Genomic DNA, 25,343 nt, shown 5'->3' on the forward strand with positions numbered 1-25,343 from the left:
TCTCTGTCCGGGGCCTGATGGCCCCGGTGAACATCGCCCAATCAAGAATAGTCCGGCCACCGCTTCCCGCGACCGATGTCGGCCGCGGGAAAACGACGGATGTCGTGATTACGGCCGCGCCATCTTGCAGGTCGTGGGGACCATGGCCTTCTCCGTGTCGACCTTGGAGACGAGGTGCCAGCCCCAGCCGGTGTTTTCCTCGTCGAACGGCTCATTCTCGGTCAGCTTGCCGAAGGAGGAAATGTAGATCGGCTGAAGGAACTGGTGGTCGTCCTTGCGCATGATGCCGGTGCCGCCGTCCAGAACCTCGAACTTCAGGTCCTCGAGCGCCGCCGCCACCTTCACGGGATCGATCGAGTTGGCCTTCTCGGCAGCCGCCTTGAACATGCGCATCTCGTTGACCGCACGCGGGTACCAGAGCGACAGATTGACCTTGGCGCGGAACGCCTTCTCGTAATCCATCGCGGCCTTGTTGCCGGAATTGGCAAAGCCTTCGGTGATCTGGAAGACCTGATGATCGAGACCGGTCTGCTTGACGGCAGTCGGGCCGCCGGCGCCGCCGGCATAATAGGTGTACCAGTTGACCTTCAGGCCGGCGTCGGCGGCAGCCTTGAGCAGCAGCGCGAAGTCCTGGCCCCAGTTGCCGGTGACGACGCTGTCGGCGCCGGACGCCTTGATCTTGGCGATATAGGGCGAGAAATCGGTGACCTTCAGCAGCGGATGCAGCTCGTCGCCGACGATCTGGATGTCGGGCCGCTTGGCGCCGAGCATCTTGCGCGCGTCGGAGCGGACCGACTGACCGAACGAATAGTCCTGGTTGATCAGGTACACCTTTTTGATCGAGGCGGTGTCCTTCATGTAGTTGGTGAGCGCCTCCATCTTGATGTCGGAGCTCGCATCCCAGCGGAAATGCCAGTAGCTGCACTTCTCGTTGGTCAGGCTGGGATCGACGGCGGCGTAGTTGAAGTACAGCACTTCCTTGCCGGGATTTCGCGAGTTGTTCTTGGTGACGAAATCCGACAGCGCCGCGCCGACGGACGAGCCGTTGCCTTGCGTGATGTAGTGGACCCCGGCGTCGATCGCCTTCTGGGCCTGCACCAGGCTTTCCTGCGGATTGGTCTTGTTGTCGAGCGGCACGATCTCGATCTTGTGGCCGAGAATGCCGCCCTTGGCGTTGAGCTCGTCGGCCAGATACTGGAATGTCTTCAGACCACCCTCGCCGACGCTGGCGCCACCGCCGGAGAGCGGATCGATGTAGCCGATCTTGAGGGTGTCCTCAGCCGACGCGGCATGACCGAGCATCGGGGCGATCACGGCAATGGCCAAAGTGAGCTTGCGCATTTTTTCGTTTCCTCGCTGGCTATCGACTTTAGTCGATGGGCTTTTTGCGCATGTTGCAGCGCAATTGCAGATCCCTAATGAGCAGAACGAACTTTGATTTTCAAGCTCGGCGAGACATGGCTCCGGCCATCGCTATGAAATGTGAAGGCGGCTACCCGTCTCGCCGGCAGCTTTCCGCGACGAGGAATAGAACGCAAGGGGGAAACTGGCCTCTGCGCGGCGCCCGACGACGCAGGTGTCGCAGCCGTCTACAGGCTGCGATAGTTCGCGATTCCCGACAGGTCGGGCGTGAATCCGAGCCCCGGTTCCTCGCCGAGGACGATCGTACCATCAGTGACATCGGCAACGGCACCGCAGAACCGGTCGCGCAGCGGATTGTCGTTGGCATCGACCTCGAGCCAGCCGTCGCCGCCGATGCCCGCCAGCAGATGCGCCGAGGCGAGCAGTCCGATGCCGCCGCCGAGATAATGCGGGCAGAACGTCTTGCCCGCCTTCAGAATGTCGCGCGCGACGCCAGCGCATGCGCTCAGCCCGCCCCATTTTGCGATGTCAGGCTGAACAACGCCGAGCACGTCTTCGGCCAGCACGTCCTTGAATCCCTCGACGCTCGAAATGTTCTCGCCCGCGGCAATCGGCATTCTCGCGGCCGCCTGCAGCCTGCGCCATTCCTCGCGCGGCCGGTCGGCGCGGATCGGCTCCTCCAGCCAGCGCAGATCGAACGCGGCCAACCGCGGCAGCATCTCCAGCGCCTGATCGACCGACCAGCCCTGATTGGCATCGGCGGCGAGCATGCCCGCACCGACGATCGCGCGCAACGCAGCCAGATTGGCGAGATCGGTCTCGGCACCGAAGCCGACCTTCAGCTTCAACGCGCGATGGCCATGCGCGAGCGCGGCTTCGGCCGTCTGCGCGGCGCCGCCCGGATTGATGCCGCTGGCATAGACCTTGATCCTGCGCGACTGCCCGCCGAGAAGCCGCCACAGTGGCAGGCGCTGCCGACGCGCGGAGAGGTCCCACAGCGCGAGATCGATGCCCGAAATCGCCTGCGCGAACGGACCGGGCTCGCCGCATTGAAGCGTCAGCACTTCGGTCCCTTTCGACAGGACCTCGAAAGCCTGAGCGGGACCGTCGAACCTGCGCCCAACAAGGCCCGGAGCGAGCACTTCGTTGACAAGCCGGGCACGGTGCTCGGCGCCCGGTGCAGGAAAGTTGGACCAGGCTTCGCCCCATCCCTCGACACCGTCCTCGTCGACTGCGCGAACGAAGACGGCCGGACGGTTGAGCATCTTGCCGAACGACGTCACCACCGGCGTCGCCAGGGGATAGCGATAGCAGAACGCCTCGATCGAGCGGATGGTGAAGCTGTCAGTCGTCATATTGCAGGCCCTGCGACCGAGGTGAGACCACGCGGGACCGTTACCATCTCAGTAGGCGCGCGCGAAGTCACCTTCCTGCGTGATATCAGCGAACACCGGGAAGCGCGCCTTCCACGCGCGGGTTCTATACGCCCAGCGCCTTGCGGTTGAACGTCCGCAGGAAGCGCAGCGACAACGTCCGCACGTTCGCGACGTTGAGCAGCCAGGCCGCAGCGGCGTAGGCAACGCCGCCCGCGGAGCTGACGACCATCAACGCCACGATACCGGTACCGCCGGCTTGCGTCCGCGCAACGAGGATGGCGCCCGCCATCGCCGCCGCCGAAGCCGCAACGCCGGCGAGGCGATTGACGTCGAACGGCACGGGATGGGCGCGGTGCATCAGGGCGACGGCGACGACGAAGCCGAGCGCTTCGGTGGCGAGCGTGGCCAGCGCCGCACCATAAAGGCCGTAGCCGGCGACCAGTGCGAACATCAGTGCCACGCTGAGCACGAGCGTGAGGAACGACTGTGCCGCCAGCATGAAAGGCCGTTCGGCGAGTTGGAAGCTGATCTGCACATAGAATTGATTGGCGATGCCGAAGAAGCGCGCGAGTACCAGGGTCGGCAGCAGCGCCGATACGCCGGCGCGGAAATCGACGCCGACGAGCGTGCCCGCGACCTGGTCGGCCGCGAGTGCGAGCCAGACGGCGACAGGTGCGACGACGACGAGCAGCAACTCGAGGCTCTCGCTCAGCCGCTCCCGCGTCGTCTCGCTGTTTTTCTCGGACAGCGACCGGAACACCAGCGGCACGGTTGCCGCAGCGACGCTGGAGGCGATCATGACCATGAACTGGCGCGGCAGATCGGCGGCGACGCCGAAAATGCCGGCGGCGTCCTTGCCGAGCAGATAAGCGACGATGAGCCGGTCGCAGGCCGAATAGACCGCAACGGACAATCCGGCCAGCGTCAGCGGCAGGCCGTAGCGCGCCAGCTGCATGAACTGGCTGCGCTGGAAGTGCGCGATCTTCGTGCGGTCGCCGACGAGATTGAGAATGATGCCGGTGAGCGAGCCCAGGCCGAACGCGGCGAGCAGTCCCAAGCCACCCCAGCCGAGCCAGATGCCGAGCAGGCCAAAGCCGACGCTCGACACGCTGCGGACGATCGAGATCGCCGCGAACCTGTAGGGGCGCAATTTGGCGCGTTCGAATTCCTGGCCGACATCGACGGCATTGGCCATGATCGCGACGAACATGCTGGCGAGCAGCAGCTCGACACTGATATCGCTGCGGAACAGAAAGACCAGCGGTGTGGTGGCGCAGAGCACCGCGGCCGTCAGCGCGAAGGCGACCATCGCCGTGCCGCGAAAATCCACCTCCGCCGACATCGCCTGATAGCGGGACACCGAAAGCTTGATCCAGGCGAAGAAGATCGCGCCCAATATGCCGGCAAGGCTGATGCCGACGACATAGACGCCGTACTCGGCCGGCGTCAGCAGCCGCGTGTAGGCAGTGACCGCGAAGAAGCCCACCGCTGCGGGCAGGATATAGGCGACGAGATAAATCGAGAAATGGCGGTTCAGCATGCGAGCACAGGACCGGCAACGGTGTTGCGATGGTGACGGCCGTTAATCAATGACCTTGGCGGGGCGAACGAACTGCGCCGCAGCATCTCTCAAGAGTGTCACATAAGTCTGCAGATCGGGCGGCGAATGAGGCTGACAGGCCGCTTTCGCCCATTAGCGTTAAATTTGCCCTTCCCTGGGGCGGTTCGAGCGATCACGACACGAACCCCTGATCCAGACTGGAACAGCGATGCAGCGCCACGCGCGTTGCGCACCGGACATCCGCAAAGGTTAACCCAACGACAGGAAACCCCGGCGTCGCAAGGCGCCGCTTGGTACGATGGCGCGTTGGTTCCAAAAGGAACGTCCCCGTGACCAGGCTCGACAGACGCGAATTTCTCCTCGGCAGCGCCGTAGCACTCGCGGCGGGGGCATCGGCGTCCGCCGCGCCGGCATCAAAACTCGCGCAGCGCCGTCCGGGCTTTGGCGCTGCGGCGACGCTCTGGGACCTGCAAGCCGATCCGAGGCTCGGCGAAGCCATCAGCACCTATTGCACCCAGGTGGTGCCGGTGCTTGAGCTGAAATGGCCGATGCTGCGGCCGAACGCGCACACGTTCAACTTCGAGCGCGCCGACGCGATCCTGGATTTCGCGCGGGAGAACGATCTGACGATGCGCGGCCACGCGCTCGCCTGGTATCACGACATTCCGGACTGGACCAAGCAGATCAAGGACACCAAGGGCGTCGAGCGCGCCTATGTCGACCACATCGGCACCGTCGTGTCCTATTACAAGGACAAGCTGACGTCATGGGACGTCGTCAACGAGCCGATCCCGGACAATCCGAAGAAGATCACCGACCGGCGCGATACGTTCTGGACGCAGCATCTGGGCAATCGCTGGATCCCGCTGGCCTTCCGCACGGCGGCTGCAGCCGATCCCTTCGTCAAGCTCGCGATCAACGAATATGACATCGAGTCGGCGAAGGACTCGTTCATTGCCAAGCGCGCGGCGTACCGCAACCTCATCATGGACCTGCTCGACCAGGGCGTGCCGCTGCACGCCGTGGGCCTGCAATCGCATCTGCACGCCGAGCTCGATATCGACACGCATGGGCTCGCCGAATTCGTCACCGAGCTGCGCTCCTGGGGCCTCGATGTGCTCGTCACCGAGCTCGATGTCGACGACCAGAAACTGACGGGCAACCCGGCAGAGCGCGACGCCATCGTCGCCAAGCGCGTCGACGACCTCCTGACCGCGATCTCGACCAGCGGGCCGGTGCGCTCGATCCTGACCTGGGGCCTCTCGGATCGCTATAGCTGGATCAACGGCACCTTCGCCCGCGCGGACAAGCAGCCGAACCGCCCGTTGCCGCTCGACGGCGAGTTCAAGCCGAAGCCGTTCATGGACGTCATCAGCAAGTTCACGAGGGACGCCTGAGACGCGGCCTTAGCGCGTCTTCGCCGGCACTTCGAACTCGACCGCATCACCCATATCTTCAGGAGACAGGCTCGGGCTGCGTCGGTCACGCGAGCTGAGGCGGAACACGTCGCGGATGTCGTCGACCGAGGTCGACGAATAGGACTGGATGCAGAGCGCGACCTGTTCGGGCGAGGCCGCGCGCATCATCGCTTCGATGGCCGGGCGGTCGAGGGGCGTGTCGTCCCAATGCGAGACCGCGATGCTGTCTTCGGTGACCCGATGGGCGGCCAGATGCGCGGGCGAGTTCGCAACGAAGTGCCCGTACATCAGATACTCCGAGAACTTCTTCTTCCGGCACAACGCCAGAACCCAGTTCAACCCCGTCGCCGCCTTGATGGCAGCGGTCATCGCGCGCGCGGTGTCCCTATCCCAGACAAGTGCGTTGCCGACATAGTCGTCCGCCGGGAACGAGCGCTCCTCGATACCGAGAAGCTGATCGACAGTGCGCAGCCACAACCCGTGCAACGGGTGGTCAGCGCCGATGTCCTTCGGGGTGACGAACAGCGGCGTCTTCTCAGCGCCGGCATATTGGCCGACGTCGAATTCACGGAAGAACAGATTGTCCGAGTCCAGAATGCAGACGCGCTGCTCCGGCGCGTTGAGGACACCGGCGATCTTGAGGATCTGCTGGATGTGCCAACCATGCACGGGCGACGACAGCAGCGACAGCCAGACCCGGCGCTTGCTGAGGAACCGAAGCGCCGGCGGCAGCGCCCAGAGCCATTTCGGCAGATAATTCGAGGCCGGAACGATGACGCGCTTTTCGGATGCGAACCGCGCGAACAGCGGGACGTCCTCATCGTTAACGAGAACATAATGCCGCGTGTATCCCGACAGCCAGGTGTCGATGCTCTCGCTGAGCAACGAAAAGCGTTCGATATCCTTGGCGTAGCTGGCGGTCAGCAGGGCAACGGAATGCATGGAGCGCGCTCGAATGGCCATCAAGCCGCACTCATAGCCGCACCGCGAGATGCTGGAAACTCACAAACGGAATCAAGGTAAAACGAAACGAAGCATTAGCCATCCGACGGCAGCCCCTGCTCGATACCGCGAAAACGCAGTGGCGCCAGCGCGGCGGCGCGCTGCCACCAGTCGGCGACGCGATCGTCGAGTGCGGTCACGCCGCGACCCTGGCCCGGGAAGATCCGGATCTGCTGCACCGCCTCGGCCTCGAACCCCCTGCCCTTGCGCGTGATCTTGAGGGCGGCGCCCTCGCGATCGCGCTGCGTCAGCGGCGCCAGGAGGCGGCCGCGCGGACGGAGCGACTGAAGCCAGAGCGGATGCGGGTGCGGGAAGCCGGCATGCACGATGATCACGTCGGCCGGCTCGCCGATCTCCTCACATCCGTCGCCGTGCACGACCTCGACATTGCGATAGGGGCGAAGGTAGTTCGCGGCACGCGCCGCAAGCCGCCCGTCGCATTCGATTGCATGCACCCCGCCCCTGGGCCCCACGATCCTCGACAACACCGCCGAAAAATAGCCGAGACCGCAGCCGATCTGGACCACGCGGTCCTTCTCCCCGACGTCGAGCAGATCGATGAAGTGCGCCCACAGGCTCGGCAGCCCGGTGTCGAGCTTGCGGCGCGCATCGATCGCGACCAGCACATTGTCGTAGAGATGAACGGGATCGGCATTCGGCGTCAGCCGATAGCTGCGCGCCGCCTCGCTCTTGATGCGCCAGGGTCCCTTGGCCAGAAAATCCTCGCGCGGGACGCCGGCGAGCGCTTCGAGCAGGCGTGGCGAGGAGATCCGCTCTCGCTTGGCAATCAACTCGACGTAACGCGCGCGCGCGGCGGCAAGATCGCTCATCTCACCGCATCGGCCTGTTCACGGACGGGCACGTCTCCGCCGAGCTCGTTGAGGAGCTGCATCGCCTGCTTCAGGTCCGGGGTGTAAAAGCCCTCGCTGAACTTGCCGAGGATCGGCAAAAGCAGGAGGCTCGCGTGCTCGCGCTTGCCGGCTTCGAGCGACAGCCGCGCAAGGCTGACGGCGGTCCGAAGCTCCCATGACAGCGCGCCCTGCTTGCGCGCGGTCTCCAGCGACAGGGTGAACAGGTCCTCGGCCTCCTGCACCGATGCCGGATCACCGTCCGACATCGTGATCTCGCCCTGCAGGCGATAGACCTCGGCGAGATAGGAGTGATCGCCGGTCCGTCTGGCGGTCGCGAGCGCGCCGTCCAGCGCGCGCAAGGCGGCATCGCGCATCCCGACCTTGGCATAGGCTTCCGCAAGCAGGCAGCGGAACCAGCAGCCTGCGAGCCAGGAATCCATCGCCTCGTATTCGTCGAGGCCGAAGCGCATCTGGCTGAGACCTTCGTCGGCCTCGCCGAGCTGGGCCAGCGCCCAGCCGCGCAGGATCGCCGCCTGCTGCTTCCAGTGCAGGAAATTGTGCTCGGTGGCGATGATCATGGCGCGGTTGGCGTGGTCGCGCGTGCCCTCGACGTCGCGCAAATGCTGGCACAGATAGGCGCCGAACACGAGCGCGAAGGCGAGCGTGAAGGGATGGCGGATCTTCTCGGCATTCGCGATCGCCTGCTCGCTGTGCTGGCGCGCCGCGTCGGGCCGGCCGAGGAACCAGAGGAGATAGCCGAGATAGGACAGCGAAACGACGCCGGGATCGGTACCGTGCCGCTCCATCAGATCGGAGTGCAGATCGGGACTGTAGAGGTTGATGCAGCGGTGCAGATGGTGCTGGGAGGCGGCAAAACGGCCGCGATAGAGCATCGTCATCGCGATCGAGCGGTGCGCCTCGATCAGATATCCGGTCTGCTGCGCCGGCTGCGTGCGCTCGTTCAGCCGCTCGCGCTTGGCGAATTTCAGCAGCTCGACGCTGAGATCGTGCGCGCGGCTGAGATCGGCACGGATGAAATGGCAGACCCAGAGCCCGCGCGTGGCGGCGAAGGCCTTCTCGTCGTCGTCGAGCTGCTGACCGAGCTCGAGCGCGCGGATGTAGTTCTCCTCGACCTCCTGCACGGCGTAGCCCTTGGCGGCAATCAATGCGTTGCCGAGCGCGATGCGCAGCTCCAGCTCCATCTCGTCGGCGCCCTGCATGCGTGCATTGGCCTGCACGACGCTCAAGCCCCGGCGCAAATGCCCGATCGCCTCCAGATTGGCGCCGCTCTTGGCCGCCTGCTTGCCGGCCTTGAGCCAGAAGCTGGCGGCGCCCTCGCTCTGGCCGGATTCGGTGAGGTGATGGGCGAGCAGCTCCGGTTCGCGCTCGGTCTTCTCCGGATACATCTCGGCGAGCACCTGCGCGATCCGTGAATGCAGCTTGCGCCGCTCGCTGTGCAGCAGGCTGTCGTGCGCGGCGTTCTGGATCATCACGTGCTTGAAGGAATAGAGCGCGCCGGGCGGATGGCCGCGGCGCACGATCAACCCGGCCTCCTCCAGATGATTGAGCGCGGCCTCGATCTGCTCCGCCGGCGTGTTGGCGACCGCGTGCAGCGTCTCGTAGGAGAACTCGCGGCCGATGGTGGCGCCGATCTGCGCGATGCGCTTGAACGGCCCCATCCGGTCCAGCCGCGCCATCAGCGAGTCGGTGAGGGTCGCCGGGATCGCGAGCTGCCGCCATGGGCCCGACAGCACGTAGCGCCCGTGCCGCTCGGTCAGGAGGTTGGATTCGAGAACGGTCTTGGTCAGCTCTTCCAGGAACAGCGGCACGCCGTCGGTCTTGACGATGATCTCCTCGACCACCTCCTTGGGAAGCTCGCGGCCCGCGACGCGCTCGACCAGCGTCGTGCGCAGCTGCCGGCTCAGGCGGTTCAGCACCAGCGTGGTGATGTGCGAATGCGCGTTCCAGCTCGGCTGGAATTCGGAGCGCGCGGTGATGATGACAAGGACCGGCTGGTTTTGCACGCGGTCAACGAGGAGGTCGATCACCTCGCGGGAGGTCGGGTCGATCCAGTGCAGATCCTCAAGCGCGATCACCAGCGGCATGTCGCGCGCAAGGCCGAGGAAATGATTGACCAGCGCCGCGACGGTCGCATCCTTCTGCTGCTGCGGCGACAGGTCGAGCGGCGGATAGCGGTCTCCGGTCGGGATCGACAGCAGCGCGGCAAACAGCGGCGTGACCTGCTCGATGTCACCATGGGCGGCGGCGATCGCGGTCTCCAGACCCGCCAGCGATGTCGCGGACGGATCCTCGCGGTCGAGGCCGAGCGAGAATTTGAGCTGCTCGGAGAACGGATAGAACGCCGTGGAAGTGTAATAGGGCGAGCACTGGAACGAGACGTGTCCATGGCGGTCGCCCGCGATCCGGTCGAATATCTCCTGGATGATGCGCGACTTGCCGATGCCGGGCTCGCCGAACTTGACCACGACCTGGCCGTCGCCGTCCTTGACCTGCTGCCAGCGCCCCATCAGCAGCGCGATCTCCTCCTCGCGGTTGACGAGCGGCGTCAACCGCCCGCCCATGGCTGCGGCGAAGCGCGTCTCCGCCCGTGAGGCGCGCACCACGTGCCAGGCCTGCGTCTTCTCCGAGATGCCTTTCAGCGCATGGACACCGAGATTGCGGTAGTCGAACTTGCCCTTCAGCAGCGACTGTGTCGAGGACGAGATCACGACGCCGTTGGGCGGCGCCAGACCTTGCAGGCGCGCGGCTAGATTGACGGTTTCTCCGACCGCGGAGTCGCGCTCCTCGGTGCCTTGGCCAACGAGGTCGCCGACCACGACGAGGCCGGTCGCGATTCCGATGCGGACCGCGGGGGCGTGGCTCAGCGCACCGCGCGGCTCGATCGCGCGGGCAGTCGACAGCACCCGCACGATCTCGAGCCCGGCGCGCACCGATCGCTCGGCATCGTCCTCATGCGCGGTCGGATAGCCGAAATAGACAAGGATACCGTCGCCGACGAAGCGCGCGGCAAACCCTTCGTAATGCTTCACCACGCGGACACAGGTCTCGCGAAAGCTCGCGATCATGTCGCGCACGTCTTCCGGATCGAACTGTACCGACAGCGAAGTGGAATCCACCATGTCGCAGAACATGGTGGTGAGCTGACGCCGTTCGGCACCGACTTCCGTCCGGACCTGCGGGCGCGCCGCCGCATCGGGCTTCTCTGTGGTCTCAGCCTCGAATAGCGCCGACATCGCGCGCTGAAGCCGCTTGCGATCGCCGAGCGGCAATCCGAGCTCGACCAGGTCGGATTCCGTCAGGTCCCCCATCACATCGAGATCGAGGCGGTGCTGCGCGAAGAGATCGGTGTAATGTCCAAGACCGACGCCTTCGAGCCAGCGCTTCAACCCGCCTTCCGTCCCCGTAACAGGCTCATTCTCCAGCATGGTGATTCTGCCCGACCTTCACTCCGTCGAAGGGCTTTAGGCCCCTCAACCACAGATTTTGGGGCCCGAACTTCACCTCAGACTGGACGCGTTCCTTAAGTCTTGGGAAGAATAGCTCAATCAGATCAAAAGGGAATGGCATTGTCCCACATTGCATCCGCTGCGGGAGAGGATTCGGACAGCGCAGGCGCCGAAACCAGGACCTTTGCCGATATCGGCGGCCTTCTCGACTTTTATGCGCGCAAGACGCCGGCGGCACCGGCTCTCCTCGCGCCGGGCCGGCCGGCCCTCACCTACGGCAAGCTGGGTGAGTTGATCCAGCAACTGGTCCGCACCCTGCGGGGGCTCGGCATTGCCCCTGCCGACCGGATCGCCGTTGCGCTGCCGCGCGGCGCCGACAGCGCGCTGGCGCTGATCGCGGTCGCCTCGGCCGGCGCCTGCGTCCCCGTCAATCCCGATCTGACGGCCGACGAGCTGCAACGCTATTTCAGCGAATTGAAGCTGACTGCGCTCGTCACCCGGGCCGACATGAACTCACCAAGTCGTGACGTTGCCAAGGCGCTCGATATCGCGGTGATCGATTTCGTGCCGGGGCCGAACGACAATCTCGGCGGCTGCGCATTCATCGGCCCGGCAGTCGGGCCGGCCAGCACGAGCGGCGCCTCGCGCGGCGACGATGACGCCTTCATCCTGTTGACGTCAGGCACGGCGGCGCGGCCGAAAATGGTGCCGCTGACGCAGCGCAATGTGTGCCTGTCCGCATACAATGCCGGCCGCGTGCTGTCGCTCGCGGCCCACGACCGCCTGCTCAACGCTCTGCCGCTGTTTCACGCCCATGGCCTGATCTCCGGCCTGCTGACGGCGCTGGCCGCGGGCTCCAGCGTGATCTGTACCAATGGTTTCGATGCATCGTCCTTCTTCAGCTGGATGCGGGAGCTGCGCCCGACCTGGTACACGGCGGTGCCGACCATCCATCGCGCGCTGCTGACGGCGGCCGAGGCCGACCCGGACCGCGCCCGCTCGTCGTCGCTGCGCGTGATCCGCTCGGCCTCATCCTCGCTCGCGCCCGCGATCCTGAACGGGCTGGAGGCGATGTTCGGCGTTCCCGTGCTCGAAACGTACGGCATGACGGAAGCGGCTTCGCAGATCTCCGCCAATCCGTTCGAGCTGCGCAAGGTCGGTTCGGTCGGCCGCGCTGCGGGCCCCGAGATCGCGATCATGGACGGGGCGGGCCGCACGCTTGCGAGCGGCGAGCATGGCGAGATCATGCTGCGCGGGCCGAACATGAGCCGCGGCTATTATAATGACGAGGCGGCGACACGAGCCGCCTTCCGCAACGGCTGGTTCCGCACCGGCGACCTCGGCTATCTCGACGCCGACGGCTATCTCTTCATCGTCGGCCGCATCAAGGACGTCATCAACCGCGGCGGGCAGAAGATCTCGCCCCTGGAGGTCGAAGAGGTCCTGCTGAGCCATCCGGCGGTGCTGGAGGCCGGCGTGTTCGCCGTCCCGCACCAGAAGCTCGGCGAAAACGTCGCCGCCGTCGTGGTGCTGCGCCCGAATTCCGAAGCAACTCCGGACCAGCTTCGGCAGTTCGCGCGCAAACGTCTTGCGGCCTACAAGGTGCCGAGCCTGATCCGCGGCGTGGCCGCACTGCCGAAAGGCGCGAGCGGCAAGGTCAAGCGCAACGCGCTGGCTGATCTGATCGCAACTGCGGAGCATGGCGACGAAGCGCAATTGCCGCGCAACGCGCTGGAGACCCAGCTCGCGGGGATCTGGGCCGATCTGTTGGAGCTGCGGCAGGTCGGCATCGACCAGGATGTCTTTGCGCTCGGCGCGGACTCGCTCGCGGCGACGCAGATGCGCTCGCGCTTGCGCGAACGCTTCAATGTCGACTTCTCCTTCGAGGACATCTTCGATTGCGCCACGATCTCGGCGCTTGCGGCCCGGATCGAGACAGCCACAACCCATCGCGGGACGACGGCGCCCGCATGGCGCCAGGCGGCGGCAGCCGACGCGCCGCTGTCGTTCCAGCAGCAGCGGATGTATGTGCTCTCGCGGCTCGATCCGACCCGCTACAATTACAACGTCGTCGAAGTCGCCGTTCTCAAGGGCCTGGTCGACGTCCCCGCGCTTGCTGCGAGCCTCGCCTCGATCTGCGCGCGCCACGAGGCGCTGCGCTCGGTCTTCATCGAACGCGGGGGCGAGCCGGCGCAGCGGGTGCTGCAATCAGCTCCGCGGTTCGAGCAGATCAAGCTCAAGCCCTGCGCCGCGGACAAGCGGGCCGCAATCATCCGGCGCGAGGCACTCGAGCTCGCGCAATATCCGTTCGACCTGGCGCGCGAGCCGCCGCTGAAGGTTACCCTGCTGTCGTTCGACAAATCCAGCCACGCTCTGGTGGTCAACGTCCATCACCTCGTCACCGACGGCTGGTCGCAACGGCTGTTCTGGGACGAGCTTGCCGCCCATTATTCCGCTGCACGCAAGGCAAGCGCGGTGACGTTGCCCTCGCCCGCCTTCCAGTATCGCGACTTTGCGCTGTGGCAGCAGAGCTGGGCTCAGACACCGGCGGCGAAGCAGCAGCTCGATTACTGGCGGACCCAGCTCGACGGTGTCACCACGCTGCCGCTGCGGACCGACCGGCCACGGCCGGAGGTCTGGAGCGGTCACGGCGCCCGTCACTATCTCGAATTCTCCAAGGCACTGTCGGCGGATTTGAGAGCCCTGAGCCAGGACCAGGGCGTCACGCCTTTCATGACGCTGCTCGCGGCTTTCCAGTGCCTGTTGTTCCGCCACACCGGACACGAGGATGTCGCGACGGGATCGCTGATCGCCAACCGCAACCAGATCGAGAGCGAGCGACTGATCGGGCTGTTCGCCAACACCCTGATCCTGCGCAACGATTTCGGCGGCGATCCAGGTTTTGGCGAACTGTTGCGGCGGGTGCGGCAGGTCACGCTGGATGCCTACCGCAACCAGGACCTCCCGATCGAGGAAGTGCTGCGCGCGCTGCAGATCGCGCGCCGGAGCGACGGCAATCCGCTGTTCCGGATCATGTTCATCCTCCAGAACGCGTCGATCGAGGCGGCACGTTTCCCCGGCCTGTCGGCGCGGCGGCTTGAGGTCGACCCGAAAGTCGCACGTTTCGACATCACGCTCGAACTGGTCGAGGCCGACGGCCGCTTCACGGGCTTCTTCGAATACGCCACGGATCTGTTCGACGCGGCGACCATCGAAGCCATGGCCGCTCAGTTCAAGACGCTGCTCAAGGCCGTGATCACCAATCCGGAGCAGCGCATCTCGCGCCTGCCGCTCCTGACGGAGGCCGAACGCCGGCAGTTGCTGGCGAAAGGCCAGGGCGTCGTGGCCAATTTCACCACGCGCGGCAATCTCTGCGAACGCCTCGAGCGCCAGGCGAAGAAGACACCAAATGCGATCGCCGTCTCCGACGGCCGCACCTCCCTGACCTATCAGGAGCTCGCCCGCTGCAGCCAGGCGGCGGCGCGCTGGCTCGCGCGCGAAGGCGTCGGAGCCGAGAGCGTTGTCGCCTTGCTTGCGGATCGCGGGCCCGACCTGCTCGCCGCGATGATCGCCGCGCAGCGCGTGGGCGCAGCCTTCCTCAATCTCGATCCCGACCAGCCGCCGGCGCGGCTTGCGACCATCCTCGGATCGAGCTGCGCCCGCATGCTGCTGACCGGGCGCGCCCAGTCGGCCATGGTCGAGGCGCTGCTCGAACCGCTGGTCGAGCGCATCCATGTCGCCGAGCTCGAGGACGCGATCGCACCCGGATCGACCAGGCCGGCCCGCGCCGCGCGGCGCGCGGCCGCGAGCCTCGCCTATCTCATCTACACATCCGGCTCCTCCGGCGCGCCGAAGGGCGTCATGATCGAGCAGCGCGGGCTGTCGAACCATCTGGCGTCGCTCATTTCCGAGCTCGGCCTTACGGCCAGGGACGTGATCGCCCAGACCGCGCCGCAGAGCTTTGTCATCTCGGTCTGGCAGTTCCTTGCCGGTCCCATGGTCGGCGCGCGCGTCCATGTCTGTGCCCACGCAATCGTGCAGGACCCGATCCTGCTCGCGCGGGAGATCGAGCGTGAAGCGATCAGCGTGCTCGAGATCGTCCCGTCGCTGCTGCGGGTGATCCTCGACCGCATGGACGACGCGCAGGTCCAGCGCGCGTTTGCGGGATTGCGGCTCCTGATCTCGACCGGCGAGCCGCTGCCGGTCGATCTCTGCCGCGCCTGGTTCGCCCGCTGCCCGAAGGTGCCGCTGATCAACGCCTATGGCGCGTCGGAATGTTCCGACGACGTCTCGCTGCATCGCCTGACCAAAGCGCCGGCGGCGGCGACGAGCAACGTCCCGGTCGGCGCGCCGCTGTCCAACACCCAGCTCCATGTGCTCGATCTAAACCTCCAGCCGCTGCCGGTCGGCGTGACCGGCGAGCTTTGCATCGGCGGCGCCGGCGTCGGCCGCGGCTACATCAACGATCCCGCGCAGAGCCGTCAGCGTTTCCTGCCCGATCCGTTCTCGCGCCAGGAGGGCGCGCGGCTGTACCGGACCGGCGACCTCGCACGCCGCCGCGCTGACGGCACCATCGAATGCCTCGGCCGCGCCGATCATCAGGTCAAGGTCCGGGGCTACCGTATCGAGCTCAAGGAGATCGAGAACGCGCTTGCCAATCATCCTGCGGTGCGCGCCGGCATCGTCGAGCCGCGCCGCGAGGCGAGCGGCGATGTCAGGCTGATCGCCCATATCGTCGCAAGGGCCGGCAGCAAGAGCAGCGGCAGCGAGCTGCGCGACTTCCTGAAGAGCCGGCTGCCGGGCCATGCCATCCCGTCCGCATTCCTGTTCCTGGACCAGATGCCGCTCAATGCCCATGGCAAGATCGACCGGTCGGCGCTGCGGGCGCCCGCACAGCAGGACGTCTCCGCACCGGACGCCGCCGTGCCGGCGCGCCACTTCACCGAAAAAGTGCTCTCGGACATCTGGGTCGACCTGCTGAAGGTCGAGAGCCTCGGCGTGACCGATAATTTCTTCGATCTCGGCGGTCATTCGCTGCTGGCGGGCCAGTCGATGGCGCGCGTCGCCCGTGCGCTCGGCGTGTCGCTGCCGATCAAGACCATCTTCGAGGCTCCGACGATCGAAGAACTCGCCCGGCGGGTTGACGAGGCCGTGGCAGCAAAGCCGCGCAAGCCGGCAACAGGCATGCTGCGGCCTGCTGAAAGCGGGCTCCCAACGCTCTCGATCGCACAGGACCAGATGATGCGGATCGAGCAGAACCTGCCGGGCCTGCCGCTGTTCAACCTGCCCTTTGCCTTCCGCCTCCAGGGCCCGCTCGATCCGACCACCCTCGCGCAGGCGTTCGGCGACATCGTGCGCCGCCACGAATCGCTGCGGACCGGATTTGGCCGGAGCGGCGAAGAGCCCGTCAGCCGCATCGCGACACCCGGCGAGCTCGGACCGGCCCTCACCATCGAGGTCATCGGCGACGGACGTCCCCACGACAACAAGCGGCGCAAAGCCCTCGAACTCAGGAAGATCGATCTCCTGATCGAGCAGGAGACCTACGCCCCGTTCGACACCGCGCGGCCACCGTTGTTGCGGGCGCGGCTGTTGCGGCTCCATGCCGACGATCATGTGCTGCTGCTGACGCTGCATCATGCCATTGCCGACGGCTGGTCGATCGGCGTGCTGTTCGAGGAGCTGTCCAACCGCTATGCGGCCCTGGCCGGACGTCCGTCCGTGCCGCTGCCGAAATTGCCGCTCGCGTTTTCGGACGTCGCCCGCTGGCAGCGCTGGTGGTGCGGCACCGACGCCGCCCGCCGCCAGGCCGCCGACTGGACGGAGAATCTGCGCGGCGCGGCCCCCGCCTTCGACGGTGAAGCAAGCCCCGGCGCGTCCACCGGGCATCACCCCGTCAGCCTCGAGCGCGAGCTGATCGGCCGGCTCACGGCGTTCGCCGGCCGGCATAACAGCACGCTGTTCATGTGCCTTCTCACCGGCCTGAAAGCCCTGCTGCTGGCGCAGAGCGGCCGCAACGACATTTCAGTCGCCACCGCCATGGCCAATCGCGCCCAGCCGGATACCGACCGGGTCGTCGGTCCGTTCGAGAACACGGTGATCGTCCGTACCCGAATCACGCCGGAGCTGTCGTTCGCGCAAGCCCTGGCCCGGGTGCGCCAGAGCGTGCTCGACGCGCACGCGCGCCAGGAGCTGCCGTTCAACATCCTGGCCGACCATCTGGAGCAGGAGGGGATCAATCCGGCCTCGCTGCTCCAGGTCTATTTCACCCTGCAAAATCCGCTGCGCCAGCCGCTCGATCTGGCCGACGTCACGATCGAATCGATCGGCAACGTCGCGCGCGAAGGCCAGCCGGTGCTGCCGATCGACCAGACCTGGCTGTCGCTGATGCTCAAGGAGCGCCCCACCGGAATCACCGGCTCATGCAATTACAAGGGCGAGCTGCTCGATGGCCGCAGGGTCGGTGAGTGGATGGCGAATCTCGTCGCGCTGCTGGATGCGGCCGTCGCCCACCCCAACACGCCGCTCGGCCGATTACTCGCTCGCAGGGCGGCATGACCGGCTGTACGGGACGGGAGAACACAGGTTCACTCGCCAAAGCTGTGAATGACCAAGTTGCAGCTTGATTATTTGGTGCCAGCGCGCAAGATTATTCTCTCGATTTGATTTGGACGATTATTTTCAACCGGGGGAGTTTGTTATGGGTTTCATCAAATTTACCAAGGGTACCTCGTTGAGCGACAAGGACCGCAAGGCCCTGCAAAAGCTGCTGGGCGCGGAGAAGAAGAAGCTCCAGTCCGCGCTCAAGGATGTCGACGCCAGCCTTTCGATGCTGGGCGGAGCGAAGAAAGCCAAGAAGAAGAAGAAGTAAGGACCGTCGGCCGGGACGCCGCACGAATCCTCAGGCTTCACTTTCCGGATATTGGGCCGCTCGCTCGTCGAGTTGGGGTCTCGCACAAGCTTGCGCCTGTAAACCGGCCTGCAAATCGACAAGAAATTGCCCGGGTGGACCGTTAGAAGCGGTCCGCTCAGTTGATTCTTGCTCAGTTGATTCTTCCGTCAGGGCCGGAGACTTGGCCTCCACCTGACGCCATGGGCCCTATTGATGGCAGACGACAGAATTGAACTGTTTGTCGGACTGATCGAGACCATTGACGCTCCGGGCGCAGTCGATGCGTGCCGACGCCTGCTCTCGGTCGACGAACGGATCCGCGCCGATCGCTTCATGTTCGAGCGGCATCGGCGGCAATATATCTTCGCGCACGCGATGCTGCGCCTGGCGCTGTCGCAGGCCGCACCGAACGTCGCACCCACCGATTGGTCGTTCGGGGCCGGTCGCTATGGGCGGCCGTTTGTCGCGGCGCCCGCGACCTCGACCGCGTTGCATTTCAGCCTGTCCCATGCCGATGGCTGCGTTGCCTGCGTCGTGTCCGGGCATGAGACCGTCGGCGTCGACGTCGAAACCGTGTCACGGCGGGTCGCGCCCCTGTCCACCGCGCTTCGCTTCTTTGCGCCGGAGGAGGTCGAAACGTTGCGCGGACTGCCGGAGCCCGCCGCGATCGAGCGCTTTTTCGACTATTGGACGCTCAAGGAGGCTTATCTGAAGGCAAGGGGGTTTGGGCTCAATCTGCCGCTCGACGCTTTCGCGATGCAGGTGTCCCGCGAGGCCATCGAGATCAGCTTCAAGCCCGATATCGCCGACGATCCGCATGCATGGCGCTTCTCGCTGTGCTCGCCGTCGCCCTCGCATCGCCTCGCGATCGCCGACGGCTCCCGTGCGCACGGCGGCCTTCCCATCACCCGCAATTCCTGGCCGTTCCAGGAAGCGGCTGAATGACGCCCCCGCGGCTGCGCGTCTTTCCCGCGATCTCGCGCAACCGCGATCCCAAGAAATATGTCGGCGAGCTGATGCGGGTGGCACAGTTCGCCGACCGCAACGGCTTCGAAGGCATCCTGCTGTTCGAAGGCAACGACGTGTTCGTCGAGCCCTGGGCGATGGCCCAGCACATCATGGGTGAGACCACGCGAAGCTCGCCGCTCATCGCGGTCAATCCGGTCTACATGCACCCGTTCACCGCGGCAAAATTCGTCTCGTCCTTTGCGCAGCTCCACGGCCGCAAGGTCTATCTCAACATGATCACGGGGACCGCGGTCAGCGACCTGCAGGGGCTGGGCGACGAGCAGTCGCATGCCGACCGCTATGTCCGGCTCGGCGAATTCGTGGCGCTGATGCGCCAATTGCTGGAAAGCCCCCGCCCGGTGAATGTCGAGGGCCGGTTCTATCGCGCAGGCAATCTGCAACTTCGCCCGCGCCTGCCGGCGGAGCTGATGCCGGAATTCCTGGTCGCGGGCCAGTCGGAGGCGGCTCAGCGCGTGGCGAAGGAGACCGGCTGCATCAAGATGCAGATGCTGCCGCCCGATCTCGATCGCGGTCTCGATGCGCCCGGAATGAACTTTGGCATCTTCGCCCGCGAGGGCCGTGAGGAAGCACGACAGGCCGCGAAGGCGCGCTTTCGCGACAATCCCGATGATCGCGAACTGCTCGCGCTCACCGTGGAGAACAGCGATTCCGTGTGGAAGCGGCGGCTCTATGACGGCCAGAACGGAGAGCTCGCGGACAACGGCTACTGGCTGCTGCCGTTTTTGACCTTCCAGGCCGACTGCCCCTATCTGGTCGGCAGTTACACCGAGATCGGCGCAAAGCTTAAGGATTTTGCGGCGAAGGGCCTGACCACGATCATGCTCGACATGGTCGCCGACGAGGCCGAGATGCAGCACGTCCGCAAGGCGCTCGCGGCGAGCGGGATGTTTTAGGACGTCAGGCCGAGCGGACTGAGCCGTGTCAGCGGCTCGCTGCCTTCCGGCCGTCGCAGAAGCTGCATGACATGCCGCTTCAGGCGCACGAACTCGGGTTCGGTCACGAGATCGTGGCTGCGTGGCCGCGCGAAAGGCAGCACGACATCCTCGATCACCCGGCCGGGTCTTGCGCTCATTACGACGATGCGATCGGCGAGGAACAATGCCTCGTCGATGTCGTGGGTGACGAAGACCGTCGTGGTTGGGATCTTGCTCCAGATGTCGAGCAGGACCTCCTGCATCATGCCGCGCGTCTGCGCGTCGAGCGCGCTGAAGGGCTCGTCCATCAGCAGCACCCGCGGCTGGTTGATCAGGACCCTCGCAATTTCCACGCGCTGCTGCATACCGCCCGACAATTGCGCCGGATAAAACGCCTCGAAGCCGGAAAGGCCGACCAGCTTCAGGATCGCGTCGGCGGCGCGGTCGCGCTCCCTCCTCGCGAGTCCCCGCATCTTCGGGCCGAAGGCAACATTGTCACGCACCCGCTTCCAGGGAAACAGCGTGTGCTGCTGAAACACCATGCCCCGGTCCGGGCTCGGACTCTGGACCTCCTGGCCGTCGACCGTGAGACGGCCGGCCGTGATCGGCAAATGCCCGGCCAGCGCGCCGAGCAGCGTAGATTTGCCGCAGCCGGAGGGACCGAGGATGCAGACGAGCTCGCCCGGCGCAATCGCGACATCGAGACCGCTGACCGCTTCGAATGCGCCACCGCCCGATCCGAGCGAGATCGAGACATCGGCGAAGTCGATCCGACCGACGCTCTTCGTGCCGATATCCGCGACCCGGATGTTCATCGCGCCACCTTCGGGTTACGCCAGGGCATCAGAAGCCGCCCTGCCGCTGTCAGCAGCCAGCTCGAACCCATGCCGAGCAGGCCGATGATCAGCATGCCGACGATGATGTCGGCGTAGTTCTGGAGCGTGTAGGCTTCCCAGGTGTAATAGCCGATGCCGAACTGGCCCGAGATCATCTCCGCGGTGACGAGGCAGAACCACGAGGTGCCCATGCCGATCGCAAGCCCGGTGACGATGCTGGGCGCGGCGTCCGGCAGCACGACTTCCCTCAGAATCGCCAACTCCCTCGCGCCGAGGCTGCGGGCGGAGGCAACCAGCCGGCGGTCGACATTCGCGACACCGTGGACGGTGTTCAGCACGATCGGAAACAAGGCACCTATGAAAGTGATGTAGATCATCGAGAGTTCGGACGACGGAAAGATCAGGATCGACAGCGGTATCCACGCCACCGCCGGAATCGGGCGCAGCAATTCCAGCGGCGGCAGCAGAAGGTCGCTCGCGGCGCGTGACCGGCCGATGGCAAAAACCAAGGATCACGCCGATCACCACCGCCGCCCCATAGCCGGCGAACACGCGCCAGAGGCTGCTGGTGACGTGTGCCGTCAGTTTCGGCGAACGAAACAGGGCGAACGCCGATTGAACGACCTCGACCGGCGGCGGCACGTTGCGGAAGGTCACGATCCCCAGATTGAGATGCGTTGTCGAAGCGACCTGCCACAGGGCGATGCAGGCCAGGATCGAAAGGGCGCGGACCATCCAACGGATGCCCGCAGGCCGCGCCTTGATAGCGGTGGCCATCGCCTCACCGGCTCGCGACGAGGGACTCGCGCGCGGCCGCGAAGTCGAGCACCGCGCCACCGTTCTTCTTCGACCAGCCCTCGGCCGCCTGCTTGAGCAGGAACGCGCTCAGCTCGCCGTTGGACGACCGCACGAACCAGGCCTGGCTTGCGAACAGCTTGATGCCGCTTTCACGATCCTGCGCATATACGACGCGGATGGTCTTGCCGTCTTTCTCGAGGCCGGCGAGCGCCTTCAGCGCGTTCTCGGGTGAGGCATAGTGGCGTACATGAGCCTCGTCCTTGACCCAGATCTGCGCGACGCGGCTGAAGTCGCTGATCTCGGCGCCCGTTGCGGCGTCCTTGGCGCGAAGCGGAAGCTGCGCATAGTTCTTCAGTTCGGAGTCGTAATCGCGCCCCGCCTGCGCTGCCGCGATACGGATGAACCTGTCGGTGACGAACTGGTTGATATCGAGATCGCTGTCCGCGCGCTTGAGCAGCTTCAGCGTCTTGATCGAGGTTGCGACCGCCTGGCGGTACTCCGGCTTCCAGGTCACATCGCGGGTCTGGAGACCGAGCGGCCCGTGAAAGAGGTAGTCGACCTCCGCCTCGATGCCGGTCACCTTCGCGATCAGCTCGCTGTACTTCTCCGGCTCTTCGGCGACCAGGCGATCCGCCTCCAGCGCCGCGCGCAGATAGGCGACGACGATCTCGGGATATTTCTCGGCATAATCGGCATCGACCAGCCCGCCGTGGAACGTCGGGGCATTGGCCTGCGCGCCGTCAAACATCTTGCGCGCGAAGCCGCGCCACGGGAACAGTTCGGCGAACGGAACGAAGTCGGCATGCGCCTCGATCTTGCCGGCCTGCAAGGCCGGCCCCGCAACCTCCGGCGCCTGCGTGATGATGTTGACGTCGGTCTCGGGATTCCAGCCCTTGGCCTCGATCGCGCGGAGCAGCATGCCGTGCGAGGTCGAGGCGAAGGGAACCGAGATGGTCTTGCCTTTGAGCTCATCGAGCGACTGCACCGGCGAGCTCGACGGCACCACGATGCCGTTGCCACTGCCTTTCGTGCTGCCGGACAGCACGCTGATGAAGAGGCTGCGGCGGCCAGCCTTCTGGAACGCCACGCCGTTCAGCGAGCCCGGAAAGTCAGCCATCGCGCCGAAATCGAGCTTGCCCGCGACCATCTCGTTGGTGAGCGGCGCCCCGCTCGTAAAATTCTTCCACTGGATGTCGTAGGTGACATCCTTGTACTTGCCGTCATGGGGCAAAAATTTCTCGAGCAGCTTGAGCTCGCGAATGAGCAGTCCGCCGGTCGCGCAATTGATCGTCGTGTCCTGCGTCCCGACTGCCACACGGATCGTCTCCGCCTGGGCCGGCGCGAACATCGCAACGGTGATGGCCACGGCCACACTGAGTCTCAAAGAGCTGAATTCGATCATCGAACTGTCCTCGGGAGGCCGGGCGCGCGCCGGCAACAACGCTGGCCGGCACTATCGAAGGCGCGGCGCAACGCTTGAAGCAATTACTTGCATCGCTGTCGCGGGACGTTCGCGTCATGATTCCGTCGCGCGACGACGCAAAGGATTTTCTCAAGCCGAAGCCATGGAGAGAGGAATCGTTTCGCAGCCGGTCGCCGCACACATCAAGCTTTGCTAAGTGATTTGGAACGATCGCAAAGAGATGGACATCGCACCACCGCCGCACTTACCTATTCGCAAGCCCCTGGAGAGCTGACGGATTGCGATGACCATACTCAAGGAAGCTGCCGCGACCGAGCCTGCCGCTTTCGCCGACCGGCCTCATGCAGGCGTTCCGTTCGACTGGACCGACCACAAGAAGACGCGGCGGATCCGCAGCACACGTGCAAGGCCCGCAAGCTCGGCGCTGTTCATGAGCGAGACGATCGACGGGCTGAATGCCGGCGCGCATTTCCTCGACCGCTTGTCCGCGTCGGAGCAGGCGCGCGTGCACGCGGCCGGCCGCATCATCACGGTGCCGCAGGGCGAAATGGTGTTCAGCCAGGGCGATGGCCACGACGGCATCTTCATCATCCGCCGCGGGCAGGTGCGGGTCTATTACACGGCGCCGTCCGGGCGCGAAATCACGCTCGCCTATTGGACACCCGGACATTTCATCGGTGGTCCGGAGATTTCCGGCGGCGGCATTCACATGTGGTCGGGCATCGCCATCGAGGCCTGCGAGATCGCGGCGCTGTCCGGGCCGGCGCTCGAGAAGCTCTTGACTGGCATGCCGAGCTTCGCGCTTGCGCTGATCGACGGCCTCATCGCCAAGGGCAAATGCTACTCCTCGATGGCGCAGATCCTCGGCACGCGCTCGGTGATCGAGCGGCTGGCGCAGTTCCTGCTCACGCTGTCGGAGTTGCACGGCACGGCCGACGGCGACACCATCGTCATCAACCGCAAGATCACCCATGACCAGATCGCCGCCATGGTCGGCTCGACCCGGCAATGGGTGACGATGATGCTGAAGCGTTTCCAGAACCGCCGCATCATCGCCATCGACGGCAGCAGCATCCGGATCAGGCGGATCGATCTGCTGGAGCAGATTTTGTTCAGGGATTGAGGTTCGCCTCTGTCCGCAGGGAGGCGTTGTCGCTCATGGCTTTAGCACTATGGGCGTTGAAGCTTCCACGGCGTCATGGCCGGGCTTGTCCCGGCCATCCACGCCTTACCCCGCGCGCAAAGCTCGTGGATGCCCGGGCCCTCGCCTCGCCGAAGCGGCTTCGGCCGCGCAGGCGGGACAAGCCCGGGCATGACGGCCTACGCGGGGAGAGGTGAAGATCACCGCGCCTCTTCAAACCCGGCCAGCACCGAGGTCAGGTTGGCGCCCAGAATATCCGAGAGATAGCCGCCCTCCTGCACGAACACGGTCGGCAGGCCCAGCTTCGCGATCGCCTGGCCGATGCGGCGGAAGCCCGGCGTGGTGACGGCGAGACCCTTCAGTGGATCGTGCTCGGAGGCGTCGAGGCCGAGTGCGATGACGAGGGCGCCGGGGGCAAAGGATTCGATCGCCCTGCGCGCGACATCCATCGCCTGGATATAGCCGTCGTCGCCGGTGCCGATGGCCAGGGGGATGTTGAGATTGGCGCCGAGGCCGGGTCCTTCGCCGCGCTCATGCGCGTAGCCCCACACATAAGGATAGTACGCGATGGGGTCGGCGTGGATCGACACCGTGTAGACGTCAGGGCGCGCGTAGAAGATTCCTTGCGTGCCGTTGCCGTGATGGACGTCGACGTCCAGGATCACGACGCGCTCATGCTTCAATCGCAGATGCGCGGCTGCGATCGCGCTGTTGTTGAGGAAGCAGAAGCCACCGGCCATGTCGCGGTAGGCGTGATGACCGGGCGGACGGCAGAGCGCATAGGTCGCATCCTCGCCGTCCATCACCATCTGCGCGGCCGTGACCGCAACGTCGGTGGCGGCGCAGGCCGCAGCCCAGGTGCCGGGACCAATCGGCGCCGCGGTATCGGCGGTGTGCCAGCCGAGGCGGCCTACGATGTGAGTGGGATAGGTCCCGGCATGACGCACGGGATGGATGTTGCCGATCATTTCCGGGCCGGAATCGCCGAGCGCGGTCCAGGCGTCCCAGGCTTCGCTGAGGAACGACAGATATTCCGGGCTGTGAATCCGCGCACGCGGCCCCTGCCCGAAGGTCGTCGGTTCGACCAGCTGATGCTTGCCGTCCTTCAACCCCTTGAGCAGGCGATCGGCGCGCTCGGGCTGCTCCGTGGTGCGCTTGACGACACCGCGAACCAGGAAGAATTGCGGATCGTGGCTGCGATGCAGCTCGGTATGGACGGCTTTCACTCAAACACTCCGTGGTCGCGTTGACGGTGCCCACAGATGTCTAAATG

16 protein-coding genes are annotated in these 25,343 nt (G+C 65.4%); 6 read left to right on the plus strand and 10 right to left on the minus strand.

Annotated elements, in window-relative coordinates; all coding sequences use genetic code 11:
- Window positions 1-108 precede the first annotated feature (108 nt).
- From BJ6T_RS36635 to BJ6T_RS36645, 3 genes are all read right to left on the minus strand, one after another.
- Window positions 109-1,341: a branched-chain amino acid ABC transporter substrate-binding protein gene (locus BJ6T_RS36635; RefSeq protein WP_014497640.1), complete on the minus strand. Its 1,233-nt coding sequence runs from the start codon at window positions 1,339-1,341 to the stop codon at window positions 109-111.
- Between the two features lie 248 nt (window positions 1,342-1,589).
- Window positions 1,590-2,717: a mandelate racemase/muconate lactonizing enzyme family protein gene (locus BJ6T_RS36640; protein ID WP_014497641.1), complete on the minus strand. Its 1,128-nt coding sequence runs from the start codon at window positions 2,715-2,717 to the stop codon at window positions 1,590-1,592.
- 124 nt (window positions 2,718-2,841) lie between these two features.
- Window positions 2,842-4,278, minus strand: a complete 1,437-nt coding sequence (locus BJ6T_RS36645; protein ID WP_014497642.1) for a lipopolysaccharide biosynthesis protein — start codon at window positions 4,276-4,278, stop codon at window positions 2,842-2,844.
- A gap of 350 nt (window positions 4,279-4,628) precedes the next feature.
- On the opposite strand from BJ6T_RS36645, the gene BJ6T_RS36650 reads away from it, so the two are divergent.
- Window positions 4,629-5,696 carry an endo-1,4-beta-xylanase gene (locus BJ6T_RS36650; protein ID WP_014497643.1) on the plus strand — a complete coding sequence of 356 codons (1,068 nt, stop codon included), beginning with the start codon at window positions 4,629-4,631 and terminating at the stop codon, window positions 5,694-5,696.
- 9 nt (window positions 5,697-5,705) lie between these two features.
- Here BJ6T_RS36650 and BJ6T_RS36655 read toward each other — a convergent pair whose 3' ends face one another.
- From BJ6T_RS36655 to BJ6T_RS36665, 3 genes are all read right to left on the minus strand, one after another.
- The gene (locus tag BJ6T_RS36655; protein WP_014497644.1) at window positions 5,706-6,659 is read right to left on the minus strand and encodes a DUF6492 family protein; all 954 of its coding nucleotides are present in this window, start codon (window positions 6,657-6,659) and stop codon (window positions 5,706-5,708) included.
- Between the two features lie 95 nt (window positions 6,660-6,754).
- Window positions 6,755-7,549, minus strand: a complete 795-nt coding sequence (locus BJ6T_RS36660) for a protein-L-isoaspartate O-methyltransferase family protein (protein WP_014497645.1) — start codon at window positions 7,547-7,549, stop codon at window positions 6,755-6,757.
- Window positions 7,546-11,016, minus strand: coding sequence for an ATP-binding protein (locus BJ6T_RS36665; protein ID WP_014497646.1), 3,471 nt, complete (start codon window positions 11,014-11,016; stop codon window positions 7,546-7,548). The genes BJ6T_RS36660 and BJ6T_RS36665 overlap by 4 nt, the downstream gene beginning before the upstream one ends.
- A gap of 135 nt (window positions 11,017-11,151) precedes the next feature.
- Between BJ6T_RS36665 and BJ6T_RS36670 the strand changes: the two genes are divergently transcribed.
- The 4 genes from BJ6T_RS36670 to BJ6T_RS36680 all read left to right on the plus strand — a co-directional run bounded on the left by BJ6T_RS36670 (window position 11,152) and on the right by BJ6T_RS36680 (window position 19,851).
- Complete coding sequence (locus BJ6T_RS36670; protein ID WP_014497647.1) at window positions 11,152-17,595, plus strand: non-ribosomal peptide synthetase; 6,444 nt, start codon at window positions 11,152-11,154, stop codon at window positions 17,593-17,595.
- A 142-nt stretch (window positions 17,596-17,737) separates the two neighbouring features.
- A complete protein-coding gene (locus tag BJ6T_RS47690; protein ID WP_014497648.1) occupies window positions 17,738-17,908 on the plus strand; it encodes a hypothetical protein in 171 nt (56 codons plus the stop codon).
- A gap of 234 nt (window positions 17,909-18,142) precedes the next feature.
- Window positions 18,143-18,874, plus strand: a complete 732-nt coding sequence (locus BJ6T_RS36675; RefSeq protein ID WP_014497649.1) for a 4'-phosphopantetheinyl transferase family protein — start codon at window positions 18,143-18,145, stop codon at window positions 18,872-18,874.
- A complete protein-coding gene (locus tag BJ6T_RS36680; RefSeq protein WP_014497650.1) occupies window positions 18,871-19,851 on the plus strand; it encodes an LLM class flavin-dependent oxidoreductase in 981 nt (326 codons plus the stop codon). Before BJ6T_RS36675 ends, BJ6T_RS36680 begins: the two co-directional genes overlap by 4 nt.
- Here BJ6T_RS36680 and BJ6T_RS36685 read toward each other — a convergent pair.
- The 3 genes from BJ6T_RS36685 to BJ6T_RS36695 form a co-directional block, all read right to left on the minus strand.
- Window positions 19,848-20,687 carry an ABC transporter ATP-binding protein gene (locus BJ6T_RS36685; protein ID WP_014497651.1) on the minus strand — a complete coding sequence of 280 codons (840 nt, stop codon included), beginning with the start codon at window positions 20,685-20,687 and terminating at the stop codon, window positions 19,848-19,850. The genes BJ6T_RS36680 and BJ6T_RS36685 overlap by 4 nt on opposite strands.
- Complete coding sequence (locus BJ6T_RS36690; protein WP_014497652.1) at window positions 20,684-21,217, minus strand: ABC transporter permease; 534 nt, start codon at window positions 21,215-21,217, stop codon at window positions 20,684-20,686. The genes BJ6T_RS36685 and BJ6T_RS36690 overlap by 4 nt, the downstream gene beginning before the upstream one ends.
- Window positions 21,218-21,489: 272 nt before the next feature.
- On the minus strand, window positions 21,490-22,854 hold the full coding sequence (locus BJ6T_RS36695) for an ABC transporter substrate-binding protein (protein ID WP_225895018.1): 1,365 nt from the start codon (window positions 22,852-22,854) through the stop codon (window positions 21,490-21,492).
- 358 nt (window positions 22,855-23,212) lie between these two features.
- Between BJ6T_RS36695 and BJ6T_RS36700 the strand changes: the two genes are divergently transcribed.
- Window positions 23,213-24,052 (plus strand): Crp/Fnr family transcriptional regulator, encoded by an 840-nt coding sequence (locus tag BJ6T_RS36700; protein ID WP_014497654.1) that lies wholly within the window; start codon window positions 23,213-23,215, stop codon window positions 24,050-24,052.
- A gap of 218 nt (window positions 24,053-24,270) precedes the next feature.
- Here BJ6T_RS36700 and BJ6T_RS36705 read toward each other — a convergent pair whose 3' ends face one another.
- Window positions 24,271-25,296, minus strand: coding sequence for a histone deacetylase family protein (locus BJ6T_RS36705; RefSeq protein WP_014497655.1), 1,026 nt, complete (start codon window positions 25,294-25,296; stop codon window positions 24,271-24,273).
- Between the last annotated feature and the right edge of the window lie 47 nt (window positions 25,297-25,343).

This window comes from Bradyrhizobium japonicum USDA 6 (assembly GCF_000284375.1).
Classification (GTDB): domain Bacteria; phylum Pseudomonadota; class Alphaproteobacteria; order Rhizobiales; family Xanthobacteraceae; genus Bradyrhizobium; species Bradyrhizobium japonicum.

What these genes read in the sequence shown, in the direction of transcription:
- BJ6T_RS36645 (WP_014497642.1), bottom strand. Translation starts at nt 4,278, where the DNA reads ATGCTGAACCGCCATTTCTCGATTTATCTCGTCGCCTATATCCTGCCC.
- BJ6T_RS47690 (WP_014497648.1), top strand. Translation starts at nt 17,738, where the DNA reads ATGGGTTTCATCAAATTTACCAAGGGTACCTCGTTGAGCGACAAGGAC.
- BJ6T_RS36700 (WP_014497654.1), top strand. Translation starts at nt 23,213, where the DNA reads ATGACCATACTCAAGGAAGCTGCCGCGACCGAGCCTGCCGCTTTCGCC.
- BJ6T_RS36640 (WP_014497641.1), bottom strand. Translation starts at nt 2,717, where the DNA reads ATGACGACTGACAGCTTCACCATCCGCTCGATCGAGGCGTTCTGCTAT.
- BJ6T_RS36665 (WP_014497646.1), bottom strand. Translation starts at nt 11,016, where the DNA reads ATGCTGGAGAATGAGCCTGTTACGGGGACGGAAGGCGGGTTGAAGCGC.
- BJ6T_RS36685 (WP_014497651.1), bottom strand. Translation starts at nt 20,687, where the DNA reads ATGAACATCCGGGTCGCGGATATCGGCACGAAGAGCGTCGGTCGGATC.
- BJ6T_RS36695 (WP_225895018.1), bottom strand. Translation starts at nt 22,854, where the DNA reads ATGTTCGCGCCGGCCCAGGCGGAGACGATCCGTGTGGCAGTCGGGACG.
- BJ6T_RS36655 (WP_014497644.1), bottom strand. Translation starts at nt 6,659, where the DNA reads ATGCATTCCGTTGCCCTGCTGACCGCCAGCTACGCCAAGGATATCGAA.
- BJ6T_RS36635 (WP_014497640.1), bottom strand. Translation starts at nt 1,341, where the DNA reads ATGCGCAAGCTCACTTTGGCCATTGCCGTGATCGCCCCGATGCTCGGT.
- BJ6T_RS36680 (WP_014497650.1), top strand. Translation starts at nt 18,871, where the DNA reads ATGACGCCCCCGCGGCTGCGCGTCTTTCCCGCGATCTCGCGCAACCGC.
- BJ6T_RS36670 (WP_014497647.1), top strand. Translation starts at nt 11,152, where the DNA reads ATGGCATTGTCCCACATTGCATCCGCTGCGGGAGAGGATTCGGACAGC.
- BJ6T_RS36675 (WP_014497649.1), top strand. Translation starts at nt 18,143, where the DNA reads ATGGCAGACGACAGAATTGAACTGTTTGTCGGACTGATCGAGACCATT.
- BJ6T_RS36660 (WP_014497645.1), bottom strand. Translation starts at nt 7,549, where the DNA reads ATGAGCGATCTTGCCGCCGCGCGCGCGCGTTACGTCGAGTTGATTGCC.